Raw genomic sequence first — 12,699 nt, 5'->3', positions numbered from 1 at the left:
CCACCATGAAAAAGGGCTCCACTATGGAGCCCTTTCTGTTGTCTGCCTCCCTCAGCGCACCAGCAGGAAGCGGCCGGTGAGGGGCGGCAAGTCCACCGTCACGCTGCTGCCACCGATGGCCAGGTTCTCGCCGCTCTGCAGATCCACCAGGGCGCTGCCGCTGCGCAGCTTGCCGACCGGCACGGCGTAGCTCTGAGGCGTGGTGGAGACATTGAGCAGGTAGACTACTTGCTCGCCCGCCGTCTGCTTGATGTCGCCATAGACGCTCCCCTCGGCCACCAGCTTGACCCGCTCCCCCTGATAGAGGGCGGGGTGGGCGGCGCGCAGGGCCAGCAGAGCGCTCAGCCACTGCTTGAGCTCGGCCTGCTCGCTGCTCGGCACGAAGCCGGTGACACCGGGGACCTTGCCATCGCTGCGGGCCACGTGATCATCGCAGAGCCCCTGGGCCGCACAGTCGCCTCCCACCTGACTGGCAAAGCCAGGCACCTCGTCGCCAAACTCCTCGCCATAGTAGAAGGTAATGGGACCGGAGCGGGCGGCCATGAAGCTGAAGGCCGCCTTGTGGCGCTGCCAGTAGTCCGCCCCATTGAAGTTGCCCCGCTCCAGCAGATCGCCGAAGCGCACCAGATCGTGGTTGCCCAGCATCAGGTTGGGCATGGCATGGTCCGGGTAGTTCTCCACCTTGTTCCAGCTGGCGTCGAGCACGCTGGCCCCCTGCCCGCCCTTGCCGGACTCTTCCACCGCCAGCGCCTGTACCAGGCCGTAGCGCAGGGGGAAGTCGAACGCCGAAGAGAGCGCCGGGTTGTCGCTCGGGCCATAGGCCTGGGCGCGGATCTCGTCGGCGCCCTTCCACACTTCCCCCACCATGTAGCCGAGGGTGCCCCACTGCTGGCCGGCGGCCTTGCGCGCCGCGCTGGCCCGCGCCACCTCGCTGCGAATGGCGCGCCAGTCATCCAGCCCCAACTGATAAGCCTGATCGAGGCGCCAGCCGTCGATGCCGTACTGCTCGACCCAGTAACGGGCCACCTCCTTGAAGTAGGCCAGACTCTCGGGCTGGCCGTAATCCACCAGCTGACCCGGGTAGCCTGCGCCGCCGCTCTTGAGGGCAGGCAGCCGCCCCTCTGGTGAAGGCTTGCTCACCCCCACCTTGTTGACGTGGCCGAACACCCCGTCGAGGAAGACATAGAGCCCGCGCTGGTGCGCCCCGTCCACCAGTTTTTTAAGCTGGGCGTTGCTGCCGAAGTTGGGATCCACGTTGAAGAAGTCGCAGGCGAAGTAACCGGTGGCATCCAGCCGGTCGTCCCCGGCCTGGCCGGCGCAGGAGTCAAACACCGGCGTGAGCCAGATGGCGTTGACGTTGAGGCTCTTGATGTGGTCGAGGCTGTCGATGATCCCCTGCAGATCGCCGTTGTGCCGGGAGGGGCCGTAGCCGACGCCGTAGTTGGCGCTGCCGTCGCCGTCGACGAAGGACTCCACCATCACCTGGTAGGTGCGCAGGTTGCAGGCTGGCTGATCATTGCCGTAGCAGGCGCGGCTGGCCGACGCGGGGGGCGGATTGACCACCGGAGGCTGGGGGTCACTGCTGCCACCGCCTCCCCCGCTGCCGCAAGCCGTCAGTAACAGGGCGGCCCCGATGAGGCCGCCACGACGCAACGTTCCTTGTTTCATTGTTATGTTCCCGCTGTGGTGGATGGGCGCCCAAAGCGCCGCACTGGGGTCATGATAACGACCTGACCGACGCGGGTCTGTGACTGAAAACGTTACCTGACTCAACGAGTTAGCATGTCAGAAGCGATGCATGTTGCGATCGGGGAAGGCGGCGCGCTCGTCGATGGGCAGGATCAGGTGGTAGACCTCGTGGGCCGCCAGGGTGAAGCCCGAGGGCCATGCCAGTTGATGGCGATGATCGATGAAGACACGGGCGAAGCGACGCTCGGTCTCCATGGCCGCAAACAGCGGCTGGCCGCGCCAGGGGGTGAGATCCAGCACGCCTGTGGTGCCGTCGGAGAGCACAACGAACAGAGCCCAGCCCTGCATATATTCCACATCGATGAAGACCGGCATCCCTTCGGCTCCGATTGAGAAATCCGGCGCCATTATAGGCACGACCATTGTCTCGATGTGCCAGCAGGATCACAGTTTTCCCAGCGTTTTATGCTCTCTTAGAACCCTGCATCCCGTCACAAAAAAATCATAAAACGTGCCAGCTTCTCCATTTATACCTCCCCCCCATGCAACCTTTGCCAGGCGCCACTGTCATACTCCTGCACCATAACAACAATGCGTCCGGGGACTGGGCGCAAACAGGTTTGCAGGAACAATATGACCACCATCAGACAATGGCTGGGACCGGTTTGGCCCATCGCCGTCTTTTCATTGATCGCGCTCATCTCCCTGACCATCAGCCGCCTTGGCCTGGGGCTCTGGCAACTGGAACGGGTGGATGCCGTCTCTGGCTGGCAGGAGATGCTGCTGCAAGGCATTCGCGTCGACGTCGCCACCCTCTGCTGGGTCTGGGGCGTACCCGCCGTCTTGACCCAGTTGCTGGCCGGGCCCCACGCGCCGGGGCGGCTCTGGATGCAGCTTATCCGGATCTGGCTCACCCTGGGGCTCTGGCTGATGCTCTTTCTCGAGATCTCCACTCCCGCCTTCGTCACCGAATACGGGGTACGTCCCAACCGCCTCTATGTGGAGTACCTCATCTATCCGAAGGAGGTGCTCTCCATGCTGTGGGCTGGCCGCAAGGGCGAACTGCTGCTGGCCGTGATCTTCAGCGGCGCCGTGCTGGGCGGTGGCTGGTGGCTGAGCGGCCGCCTGGTGCGTGACCTAAGCTTCCCCCGCTGGTACTGGCGCCCCGCCTTCGCCCTGCTGATCCTCGCCGTCGGCTTCCTCGGCGCCCGCTCCAGTCTCGGCCATCGCGCCTTGAATCCGGCCATGGTGGCCTTTGCGGACGATCCCCTGGTCAACGCCCTCACCGTCAACTCCGCCTACTCCCTCTTCTTTGCCATCAAGCAGATGGGGGCCGAGGAGGACGCCAGCCAGTTTTACGGCAAGATGGCTGACCATCAGGTACTCGACATAGTCCGCGAGGAGAGCGGTCGCCCTCTCGGCGATTTCACCTCTGCCGATCTGCCGAGCCAGACCTTCAACACGGCCAGCTACCAGGGCAAGCCCAAAAACCTGGTGATCCTGCTGCAAGAGAGTCTGGGGGCCCAGTTCGTCGGCTCCCTCGGCGGCCTGCCGCTCACCCCGAACATCGATGCCTTGTCGAAAGAGGGTTGGGCGTTCGAGCAGCTCTACGCCACCGGTACCCGTTCGGTACGCGGCATCGAGGCGGTGCTCACCGGCTTCACGCCGACCCCGGCCCAGGCCGTGGTCAAGCTCGGCAAGAGCCAGACCAACTTCTTCACCATCGCCGACCTGCTCAAGCAGCGAGGCTATGACACCAGCTTCATCTATGGCGGCGAGAGCCACTTCGACAACATGCGCAGCTTCTTCCTCGGCAACGGCTTCACCACCATCGTCGAGCAGAAGGACTTCAAGAACCCGGTGTTCGAGGGATCCTGGGGCGCCTCGGATGAAGATCTGATGGCCAAGGCCAACGAGACCTTCGCGGCGCTGCACAAGGAGGGCAAACCCTTCTTCAGCCTGGTGTTCAGCTCCAGCAACCACGATCCCTTCGAATTCCCCGACAACCGCATCGCCCTGTACGAGCAGCCCAAGCAGACCCGCAACAACGCCGCCAAGTACGCGGACTACGCCGTCGGCGAGTTCTTCAAGAAGGCCAGGGCATCGGACTACTGGAAGGACACCCTGTTCCTGGTCATCGCCGATCACGACAGCCGGGTCGGGGGAGCCAGTCTGGTGCCCATCCCCCGCTTCCACATCCCGGGGGTCATTCTGGGGGACGGCATAGCACCGAGAAAGGATCCCCGCATCGTCAGCCAGATCGACATGGCCCCGACCCTGCTCTCCCTCATGGGCATCAGTGCCGACTACCCCATGCTGGGCAAGGATCTCACCCGCATGCCCGCCGACTGGCCTGGGCGCGCCATCATGCAGTACGACAAGAACTTCGCCCTGATGCGCGGCAAGGATGTGGTGATCCTGCAGCCCGAGCGGGCGCCGGAAGGCTTCATCTACGAGGATGCGACCGAAACGCTCACCCCGGCGCCGCAGCCAGGCGCCATGAAGGATGCCGCCCTGGGGCTGGTTCTGTGGGGCAGCCTGGCCTATCAGCAGGGGCTCTACCGGACGGCGCAGGACAGCCGGCTGGCTCTCAACTGAGGAACCGCCCACAAAAAAGTTCCGGTGTCAAGCGTTTGTGAAAACAGCCTGATGGCCGGAAGTCTATATGGGGCACGGGTTTAGCTCTACTTCGGGCCGCTTTGCGGGGCTGCGGCGTTGTGGGCTAGGAGCCACATAAGAGCGTCGCGGTAGAAAGCCGGAGAGTGCTGCATCGGGGACGATTGCCAGCAGACGGCGGCCGCGTTTCACCATCATAGCCCACAACGCCGCAGCCCTCCAGAACGAAGAACGCGCAGCCTTGGGCTGCGCGTTCGAGGGATGGATACCACGGGAAACCGGCATCATCAGCTTGGCTTCGGTGGCGCGGCCTTGCCCGCGCCTCCCTTCCTGAATCCCCGATCCCCGGCCATGAAGGCTTCCAGCATGTGCGGAATCAGCACCGTGGCATCGACCGCCTCGCCGTAGGTCTGCGCGTGCAGCGCAGCGTAGCGGTCGAGGTCGGCTTTCAGGCTGGCCGGGCAAGCAAAGGTCAGCTTCGTGGATTCCGTTTTCGGCAGCGGCCCGAGCCGCAGCTTGCGCGTCGTCATCGTGAAGTCCCCCTCTGGAAGAAAAGTGGCTGGTACGGACGCAGCACCAGATCACGGTTGACGATGATGCGAACCGGCAGGCCCGGCCGCTCCGTCAGCGTCGGCTGGATGTTCATGTTGCGCCGGGTCATCTCTTGGCCGACCTGATTGATGCTGTCTTGGGCGCTGTCGCGCCCGGCGATGACGATGCGGTTGCCGTCCTGCCGGTTCTCCGGTGCGGCCAGCTCAGCACCAACACCCAGCAGCGTCGTCAGCGCCGCCCCGGCGAAGATGCGGCCCCAGTGATAGTCCACGTCGTCTTCCAGCCCGGCATAACCAGCCGGGTCGGTGCCGGCCAAGTTGTCGAGCGTGAGCGAAGACGTGTCGGGCAGGATGATCCGGTTCCACACCACTTGCACGCGGCTCTGCCCGTAGCTGACCTGGCTGTTGTATTTGCCCAGGATGCGCGAACCCTGCGGGATCAGCAGGAACTTGCCGGTGGCGGTGTCATAGACCGGCTCCGTCACCGTGGCGATCACGTCGCCGGGCAAGTCCGACTTGATGCCTGTCACCAGCGCCCCGGCCACCACCGTTCCGGCCATGACCTGATACGGCGAAGCCGGCAAGGTCAGATTGCCGGAATTACGGGTTTCCGTGGTTCCGGCTTTCTGGAAAGCCTCTTTCTGGTCTTGCCGGTTCTGTACGGCGGTCGGGTCGGCAGGCTGGGCCGCCGTCGAGGCCGGGCCAGCCGCCAGCGGGTCGAAGGCCGCATTGGCGGCGAAGCCCTGCGCGGCAGCCACCTGCGTCTGCGCCACCGGCGCGGCCTTCTGCGAACCCGAGCGGAAGAACACCGACGATGCCGCCGCCGATTCGGCTTCCTTGCGCAGCGCGTCGTTGGGGTCGTGGCCGGGGGCCGCGTAGGCGGCCGTCACCGGCTGCTGCGACTTCACGATGGCCGGGCCAAGATCGCCAGGCAGCGGTGGCCCCAGCTCCGGCACCTTCGGCGGCAGCTTGGAATAGTCGGCCGGCAGCGCGTCCAGCCCTTCGGACTTCGAGACGCGATCGACGTTGTAAAGCTCGGTCTGCTCGCCTGCGCCGCGCCGCTGCGGTTGCAGCGACCACATCAGCGCGCCGAGCACTGCGACCGACAGGGTGCCGGCGAGGATGGCCAGCGTGCGCCGGTTCAACCGCGTGACCGGGCGCGGCTGGGCGCGCAGCGCCACCGCTTCGGGTGCTACCTTGCCCGCCTGTGGCGTGGCGAGGTCGGGGGTGTCGTCCTGGCTCATGGTCAGTTCCTCCGCGCCACGCCATCCGTGCGTTCGATACGCACCACGTCGCCGCCGTCACCGCCCAGGCGCAGTTCGGCAGCGCCGAACAGCCGATCCACGATGTAGTACGGCGAGCGGAAGCGGTAGTTCACCAGTTGCCCGTCGCCCTGCGCGCCGATCACGAACAGCGGTGGCAACTCGCCTTGCGCGATGCCCGGCGGGAACTGGATATAGACCTTCTCGCCGTCATCGAAGGCGCGCAGCGGCTTCCACGGCGGATTACTGCCGCTGACCGCGTAGCGGAAGCGGATCTTCTCCAGCGACAAGCCGGTATCGACAGGCGCGGCGGCGCTGGCCGCCTGCGACTGACGCTGCAAGGCCAGCATTCGGTCTTTCGGGTAGTCCCAGGACACCGACGCCATCCATGCCTTTTCCGTCGAGGTCAGCTCCAGCAGGTACGTCCGGCGGCTGGTGGTGATGACCAGGTTCGTTTTGAGGCCCGAGCGGATGGGCTTGACCAGCACATTGACGCGCAGCGCATCGCCGCTGCCGCTGGACGTGTCGCCCACAATCCAGCGCACGGTATCGCCAGCCGCGACAGTGACAAGTTCCTCGCCGGGCTGGAGCGAAACCACGGTCACGCGCCCCGGCGCGGCATAGACCTGATAGAGCGCGCCATCGGTGAAAGGCCACACCTGAATCGCATTGACGTAGCCCTCGCGGGTCGGCGCAATGCGCGCTTCGGCGTTGGCACGGGAGACGCGCACCTTCTCGTCGGCCGGCTCCGGTATAGCCGGGGCTGTGTCCACCTCGGGCAGCGGCTTCAACTGCGCCGGGAGTGCCAGCGGCTCGGGCACGGCGACCACTTCCACCGGCGCGGGTGGCTCCCGCAGCGGCTGCGCCTGCACCGGCTCATCGAGCGAGATGGACGGCGGCGGCTTGCCCTGCGAGGCGCAGCCCGAGAACAGAACAGTCGAGGCCAGCAGGATTAACGGGAAAACGGATTTACGGAAAAGTGCATTCATGGCTTGGCTCCTTCGGACGAATCCAGTTCGCGGCTCCACGACAAGCCATTGACGTAGATACCCAGCGGGTTCTTGCGCAGGCGCTGTTCAGTGCGCGGGGTTTGCAGGACGGTGGAAAGCACGGCGTTCCAGCGTTCGGTGCCAGCGGGTGCGCCATTGACGAATCGCTGCTCTGTCCAGCGCACGTTGAAAGACGTGTCGCTGGCGCGCACGACGCTGGTGATCTGCACCGTCACCGACTCCTTGCCGATGCGGGCGAATGGGTCGTTCTTGCTGGCGTAGTCGTTGAGAATGGCCGCGCCTTTGTCGGTGGTGTAGTCGTAGGCATCGAGCCAGTTCTGCCGCACCACGATGGGGTCGATGGACAGCGAGCGCACCAGAGTCACGAAGCGCGCCAGGTGGTGCGCGATCTGCGCATCGGCGGGCCGGTACGGCGTGGCGGCTTCGCCGACGGCGCGCACCTGCCCCGACTGATCGACCTCGATGACATAGGGCGTGACGATGGACTGCGCCGAGCGCCACACCAGGCCGCCGGCCATCAGCAGCGCGAGCGTGAGGCAGCCGAAGGCCATGAAACGCCAGTTCTTGGCCTGCACGCGGGCCGAGCCGATCCGGTCGTCCCACACCTGCGCGGCGGATTGGTACGGGGTGGCAGGCTGCGGCGTGTCGGCGTAGCGCACCTGCGGGCGTTTGAATCGCATGGGTGTTCTCCTTGAAGGTCAGGTATCGGGTCACTCATCGGGGCGCAGGCTCGGGCCTTGCCCCGAGCCGCCGCCGTCGCCACCGCGCAGCGTGTGGGCGGCGGTGGTGGCGGCATGGGTGATCTGCTGGCGGCGGTGCATCCGCTTGGCCCAGGCGGGTTGCTCCTGCTTCGGCGCGCTGGCGGCGCTTTCCGTGCCTTCGCTTGCAGCGGCCTGGCCGGAACCGGCAGCGCCGGCATCCGCGCCGTTCCAGCCAGCACGGAAGGAACCGGCCACCTTCTGCCCGGCAGCGGACACACCCGATGCAGCGCGGCGGCCTGCGGCCTGTGCGCCGGTCTTGGCGACGTTGCCCAGGCCCGCCGCCGCGCCCTTGGCCCCGCCGCCCGCAGCGGCGGAACCGGCCTGGAATGCGGACTTGGCGCTGCTGGCCGCCGACGTGGCGGCGCGTGCGCCGCTGCCGGCGAGCTTGGCGGCGGCCGGGGCCATGCGTGCGCCCGCCATGACCGCACCGCCCACGCCAGTCGCGGCGGCACCGATAGCAACACCGGTGCCGACCGCGCCGACGGCCGCGCCCGCCATCGCGCCCGCGCCGAGCTGCGGTGCACCGGACACGAGGCCGGTGGCGATCCCGGGGCCGAAGATGCCCAGCGCCAGCAGCGCGAGCGAGGCCAGCATCACGACCAGCGCGTGGTCGATGGAAGGCTCGTCGGGATGAACCTGGAACTCCGCGAACAGGCCCGAGCCGATGCCGACGATGACGGCCAGTACCAAGACCTTGATGCCCGACGAAACCACGTTGCCGAGCACCTTTTCCGCAAGGAAGCTCGTCTTGTTCCAGAGTGCGAACGGAATCAGGACGAAACCGGCGAGCGTGGTCAGCTTGAACTCGATCAGCGTGATGAAAAGCTGTACCGCCAGCACGAAGAAGCAGAGGATCACCACCAGCCAGGCGATGAACAGCACCACGATGGGGTCGAGGTTCACGAACACTTCGGGGAAGCCGGCCATGTCACCGATCTGGTCGAGGATTGGCGCAGCGGCGTCAATGCCCGTCTTCGCCAGCCGGCCCGGCTGCAAGAAGTTCTCCATCGTGATGGCGGAGCCGGTGGCGGTGATACCTAGTCCCGCAAATGACCGGAACACGATGCCCGACAGCCAGTTGAAGTTGCCGATGATGTAGGCGAAGGCACCGACGTAAAGCACCTTGCGCAGTAGCTTGGCGATCACGTCCTCGCCCTGGCCGGTCGCATGACTCATGGCCCAATACAGGCCGGCGATGGTCATGTCGATGACGATGAGCGTGGCCGTCAGGAACGCGACTTCGCCTTGCAGCAGACCGAAACCGGAGTCGATGTAGCGCGAGAAGGTATCGAGGAATCTGTCGATGATCGTCACGTCGTTCATGGCGTGTTCTCCCCTGTGGGTTCATCGAAGCTCGGCGGAATCGGCGGCAGTTCGGCCAGCGTCCGGTACTCGTCCGGCCCGGTGTGGCCGGCGAAGAAGCGCCGCCGGAAGGCTTCGGCGGCGGCGTGGCAGGCGTCTTCGCCAGCAGCCTGCCGATCGGTCGCGCATTGGGCGCGCAGCGCCTTGAGCCGCACGGGATCGGCGGCCAAGGTCGCGGCCAGGTCTTCGGCCGGCTGCTGGCCGCACGCGGTCAGCAGCACGGCCAGCAGGACAGGAGCGCATCGCATGGCCGCCTCCCGTCAGTTGTTGTAGAAATTGACGGTCTGCGGCGTGTACGGCGTGCCGGTGCCGAGGAAGCGCCGCCGCACTTCGCGGGCGCGCTCGGTGGCCGCCGCCTGCCGCGCCAGTTCCAGCGAAGCCGCCCGGTCTTGCGTGATCTGGAGCTGCTGGGTCTGAATCGACTGTTTGGCCTGGAGCGCCAGCAGTTGATTGGTGGCCTGCATGGCTTGCAGCGCGCCGGTGGCCGACTGGCTCTGGCTCACGAGGTCGGCCAGCGCGCTTTCGTCTTTCGCCAGGTTCTGCGACACCTGCGCCTGCATCCGCATCGCGGTGTGCAGGCCGTTCAGGGTGTTCTTCCAGCGTTCCTGCGCATCGCGCAGCATCTGGTCGCCGCTGATGGTGGCGGCGTACTGCTCCGGGTACAGGCGCGAGAACGTGGCATCCATGCTCTGCACGTCGTAGGCCAGCCCCTGCGCCTCGGCGATCAGGCGTTCGGTGGTGGCGAGCGTGGAGCGCAGCCGGTTGACGATGTTGAAATCCAGATTCGCCAGATTGCGCGCCTGGTTCATCAGCATCTGCGCCTCGTTCTGAAGTTGGTTGATCTGGTTGTTGATCTGCTCCAGCGTGCGAACGGCGGTCAGCGTGTTCTGCACGAAGTTGGACGGGTCGAACACCGTCAGCGCCGATGCGGGCTGCACGGCCAGCAGCGACACCGACAGCGCGGCGGCGAGCGAAACGGAAAGCACACGGGTCTTCATGGCGAAACCTCCAGCGGTTGAGTAGCGAGGAAAGAAGCCGCCGCCGGTGAGGACGGCAGCAGGTCAGCGGCCCAATCGAGGGCGCGATGGCGCAGCCACGCGCCGGCGAAGCCGGGAGCGCCGGCCTGCGTCAGCACGCGCTCGATGTCGCGTTGGTCTTGCGGTGTGGATGCGCCCGCGAAGGCGAGCGCGGCCGGCCCCAGGTCGAGGTCGAACAGGCGGTTTCCCAGGCGCGATTGGTAGTAGTAGTCCCGCTTGGGCTGCGCGGTGGCGACGATTTCGATTTGCCGCGAGTTCAGGCCGAAGCCTTCGTAGATCGTGCGAATCTGCGGTTCGGTCGCTTGCGGGTTGGGCAAGAAAACCCGGCTCGCGCAGCTTTCGATGATCGCGGGCGCGATGGTCGAATCCTTGATGTCAGCGAGCGACTGCGTGGCGAAGATCACCGACACGTTTTTCTTGCGCAGCGTCTTCAACCATTGCCGGATGCGTGCCGCGAAGGATGGTTCATCAAGGAAAAGCCAGGCTTCATCGAGGATCAGCAGCGTGGGCGCACCGTCGAAACGCGCATCGAAGCGGGCGAACAGATAGCGCAGCACTGCTTGCACGGCCGCGGGGCTGTGCATGAGTTCTTCCATCTCGAAGCCCTGCACGTCGCCACTGCCGAGCCGGTCACGGTCGGCATCCAGCAGCTTGCCGTGCGCGCCGCCGAGCACATAGGGCGACAGGGCTTGGCGCAGCGCGTTCGATTGCAGCAGCACCGAGAGCCCGGTCATCGTGCGCTGTTCCACCGGCGCACCGGCAAGACTGCCGAGCGCCGACCAGATGGCAGCCTTCTCGTCCGGGCCGACGGCCACGCTTTCGTGCAGCAGCCGGCCTTCCACCCATTCGGCCGCCCAGGTGCGGTAGCCCTCGCCGTCGATGCGGGCGAGCGGCTGGAAGGCGATACCGCCGTCCGCGCCCAGGTCGTAATGCTCGCCGCCCAGCCCGAGGATGGTGGCGCGCATCGAGCGCCCCATGTCGAAGGCGAAGATGCGCGAGCCGCCATAGCGACGGAACTGCAAGGCCAGCATCGCCAGCAGCACGGATTTGCCCATGCCGGTCGGCCCTGCGATCAGCGTGTGCCCCACGTCGCCGATGTGCGTCACCAGCCGGAACGGCGTGGCGCCATCGGTGCGCGTGACGATCAGCGGCGGGCCGTCGAGGTGGACGTTCTTCTCCGGGCCAGCCCACACCGCCGACAGCGGCATCATGTGCGCCAGGTTCAGCGTCGAGACGATGGGCTGGCGCACGTTGGCATAGGCGTTGCCCGGCACCGACGACAGCCACGCATCCACGGCATTGAGCGTTTCAGGGATGGTCACGAAGCCCCGGCCCTGAATCACGCGCTCCACCATGCGCAGCTTTTCGTCGGCCACGACTGGATCGGCATCGAGTACCGTCACCGTGGCGGTGAGGTAGCCGAAGGCCACTTGATCGCTGCCCAGCTCCTGCAAGGCCGCGTCGGCGTCGGCCGCCTTGTTGCTGGCATCCGTGTCCACCAGTGGCGATTCCTGCTGGAAGATCGTTTCGCGCAGCAAGGCGATGACGTTCTTGCGCTTGGCGAACCATTGACGACGCAGGCGGCCCAGCTCCTTTTCCGCCTCGGCTTTGTCAAGGCAGAGGAACCGGGTACTCCAACGATAGGCAAAACCCAGGCGGTTGAGGTCGTCCAGCAAGCCCGGCCAGGTCGAGGTCGGGAAGCCCCGCACCGACACCACGCGCAGATGCTGGTCGCCCAGCATGGGCGCGAGGCCGCCGACCAGCGCGGAATCGGCTAGCAGCGCGTCGATGTGAAACGGCACTTCCGGCACGGCCACGCGGTAGCGCCGCGTGGACACCGTGGCGTGCAGGTAGGTCAGCGTCTGCGCGTCATCGAGCCAGGCGATTTCCGGCATCACGCCATCGAGCAGGTCAAACACCCGATCCGTTTCCGCCACGAAGGCATCGAGACGACCGCGCCAGTCCACGCCATCGCCCGGCGCGTGCTCGTAGAGCAGCTTGGCCGCACGGGCTCGGGATTCCTCGGGCGGCAGATAGGCCAGCGTCAAGTGATAGGCGCTCTCGAAGTGATTGCCCGATTCCTCGAAGGCGGCGCGGCGTTCCTCATCGACCAGCCAGGACAGCGGCTCGGGAAACTCCGAGTGCGGATAGTCTGCGGCCGGTCGGCGCTCGGCTTCGATGAACAGTGCCCAGCCGGAACCCAGCCGGCGCAGCGCGTTGTTCAGCCGCGCCGTGGTGGCGATCAATTCGCCCTGCGTGGCGCTGTCCAGATCAGGCCCGCGAAAGCGCGCCGTGCGCTGGAACGAACCATCCTTGTTCAGTACCACGCCCGGCGCAATCAGCCCGGCCCAGGGAAGCCAGTCGGCCAGCAATGCGGGCCGCTGGCGGTATTCGGCAAGGTTCAGCATGGC

11 protein-coding genes are annotated in these 12,699 nt (G+C 66.1%); 1 reads left to right on the top strand and 10 read right to left on the bottom strand.

All coding sequences use genetic code 11. The features are described from left to right. Positions 1-51: 51 nt before the first annotated feature. Both ACPW74_RS22220 and ACPW74_RS22215 read right to left on the bottom strand, forming a co-directional pair. The gene (locus ACPW74_RS22220) at positions 52-1,668 is read right to left on the bottom strand and encodes an alpha-amylase family glycosyl hydrolase (RefSeq protein ID WP_425858472.1); all 1,617 of its coding nucleotides are present in this window, start codon (positions 1,666-1,668) and stop codon (positions 52-54) included. Positions 1,669-1,785: 117 nt separating this feature from the next. Next, positions 1,786-2,064 carry a DUF2442 domain-containing protein gene (locus ACPW74_RS22215; protein ID WP_223953912.1) on the bottom strand — a complete coding sequence of 93 codons (279 nt, stop codon included), beginning with the start codon at positions 2,062-2,064 and terminating at the stop codon, positions 1,786-1,788. A 258-nt stretch (positions 2,065-2,322) separates the two neighbouring features. Here ACPW74_RS22215 and ACPW74_RS22210 point away from each other — a divergent pair, with 258 nt between their 5' ends. Beyond that, positions 2,323-4,287 carry an LTA synthase family protein gene (locus tag ACPW74_RS22210; RefSeq protein ID WP_043154042.1) on the top strand — a complete coding sequence of 655 codons (1,965 nt, stop codon included), beginning with the start codon at positions 2,323-2,325 and terminating at the stop codon, positions 4,285-4,287. Positions 4,288-4,592: 305 nt separating this feature from the next. Here ACPW74_RS22210 and ACPW74_RS22205 read toward each other — a convergent pair whose 3' ends face one another. Genes ACPW74_RS22205 through trbE form a run of 8 tightly spaced genes read right to left on the bottom strand, consistent with a single transcriptional unit; the run spans position 4,593 to position 12,696 of the window. Further along, entirely contained in the window at positions 4,593-4,835 is a 243-nt protein-coding gene (locus tag ACPW74_RS22205) for a DUF2274 domain-containing protein (RefSeq protein ID WP_006472382.1), read from the bottom strand. Beyond that, positions 4,832-6,100, bottom strand: a complete 1,269-nt coding sequence (locus ACPW74_RS22200; RefSeq protein ID WP_049445184.1) for a TrbI/VirB10 family protein — start codon at positions 6,098-6,100, stop codon at positions 4,832-4,834. The genes ACPW74_RS22205 and ACPW74_RS22200 overlap by 4 nt, the downstream gene beginning before the upstream one ends. Before the next feature lie 2 nt (positions 6,101-6,102). Next, on the bottom strand, positions 6,103-7,107 hold the full coding sequence (trbG, locus tag ACPW74_RS22195) for a P-type conjugative transfer protein TrbG (RefSeq protein ID WP_049445187.1): 1,005 nt from the start codon (positions 7,105-7,107) through the stop codon (positions 6,103-6,105). After that, positions 7,104-7,808: a conjugal transfer protein TrbF gene (gene trbF / locus ACPW74_RS22190; RefSeq protein ID WP_049445189.1), complete on the bottom strand. Its 705-nt coding sequence runs from the start codon at positions 7,806-7,808 to the stop codon at positions 7,104-7,106. Before trbF ends, trbG begins: the two co-directional genes overlap by 4 nt. Before the next feature lie 30 nt (positions 7,809-7,838). Then, positions 7,839-9,212 carry a P-type conjugative transfer protein TrbL gene (gene trbL, locus ACPW74_RS22185; RefSeq protein ID WP_049445192.1) on the bottom strand — a complete coding sequence of 458 codons (1,374 nt, stop codon included), beginning with the start codon at positions 9,210-9,212 and terminating at the stop codon, positions 7,839-7,841. Further along, positions 9,209-9,499 carry a lipoprotein gene (locus tag ACPW74_RS22180; RefSeq protein ID WP_049445194.1) on the bottom strand — a complete coding sequence of 97 codons (291 nt, stop codon included), beginning with the start codon at positions 9,497-9,499 and terminating at the stop codon, positions 9,209-9,211. Before ACPW74_RS22180 ends, trbL begins: the two co-directional genes overlap by 4 nt. A 12-nt stretch (positions 9,500-9,511) precedes the next feature. Next, positions 9,512-10,249: a P-type conjugative transfer protein TrbJ gene (gene trbJ, locus ACPW74_RS22175; protein WP_049445197.1), complete on the bottom strand. Its 738-nt coding sequence runs from the start codon at positions 10,247-10,249 to the stop codon at positions 9,512-9,514. Continuing rightward, complete coding sequence (gene trbE / locus ACPW74_RS22170) at positions 10,246-12,696, bottom strand: conjugal transfer protein TrbE (protein WP_049445200.1); 2,451 nt, start codon at positions 12,694-12,696, stop codon at positions 10,246-10,248. The genes trbJ and trbE overlap by 4 nt, the downstream gene beginning before the upstream one ends. Positions 12,697-12,699: the final 3 nt, after the last annotated feature.

It is taken from the genome of Aeromonas sp. INTO2 (assembly GCF_049860605.1).
GTDB classification, from domain to species: domain Bacteria; phylum Pseudomonadota; class Gammaproteobacteria; order Enterobacterales; family Aeromonadaceae; genus Aeromonas; species Aeromonas caviae.
This window is presented reverse-complemented; position numbering and strand designations above follow the sequence as displayed.

Coding starts and splice junctions, on each gene's coding strand:
- trbL (WP_049445192.1), bottom strand. CDS start 9,212: ATGAACGACGTGACGATCATCGACAGATTCCTCGATACCTTCTCGCGC.
- trbJ (WP_049445197.1), bottom strand. CDS start 10,249: ATGAAGACCCGTGTGCTTTCCGTTTCGCTCGCCGCCGCGCTGTCGGTG.
- trbE (WP_049445200.1), bottom strand. CDS start 12,696: ATGCTGAACCTTGCCGAATACCGCCAGCGGCCCGCATTGCTGGCCGAC.
- ACPW74_RS22180 (WP_049445194.1), bottom strand. CDS start 9,499: ATGCGATGCGCTCCTGTCCTGCTGGCCGTGCTGCTGACCGCGTGCGGC.
- ACPW74_RS22205 (WP_006472382.1), bottom strand. CDS start 4,835: ATGACGACGCGCAAGCTGCGGCTCGGGCCGCTGCCGAAAACGGAATCC.
- ACPW74_RS22220 (WP_425858472.1), bottom strand. CDS start 1,668: ATGAAACAAGGAACGTTGCGTCGTGGCGGCCTCATCGGGGCCGCCCTG.
- trbF (WP_049445189.1), bottom strand. CDS start 7,808: ATGCGATTCAAACGCCCGCAGGTGCGCTACGCCGACACGCCGCAGCCT.
- ACPW74_RS22215 (WP_223953912.1), bottom strand. CDS start 2,064: ATGCCGGTCTTCATCGATGTGGAATATATGCAGGGCTGGGCTCTGTTC.
- ACPW74_RS22200 (WP_049445184.1), bottom strand. CDS start 6,100: ATGAGCCAGGACGACACCCCCGACCTCGCCACGCCACAGGCGGGCAAG.
- ACPW74_RS22210 (WP_043154042.1), top strand. CDS start 2,323: ATGACCACCATCAGACAATGGCTGGGACCGGTTTGGCCCATCGCCGTC.
- trbG (WP_049445187.1), bottom strand. CDS start 7,107: ATGAATGCACTTTTCCGTAAATCCGTTTTCCCGTTAATCCTGCTGGCC.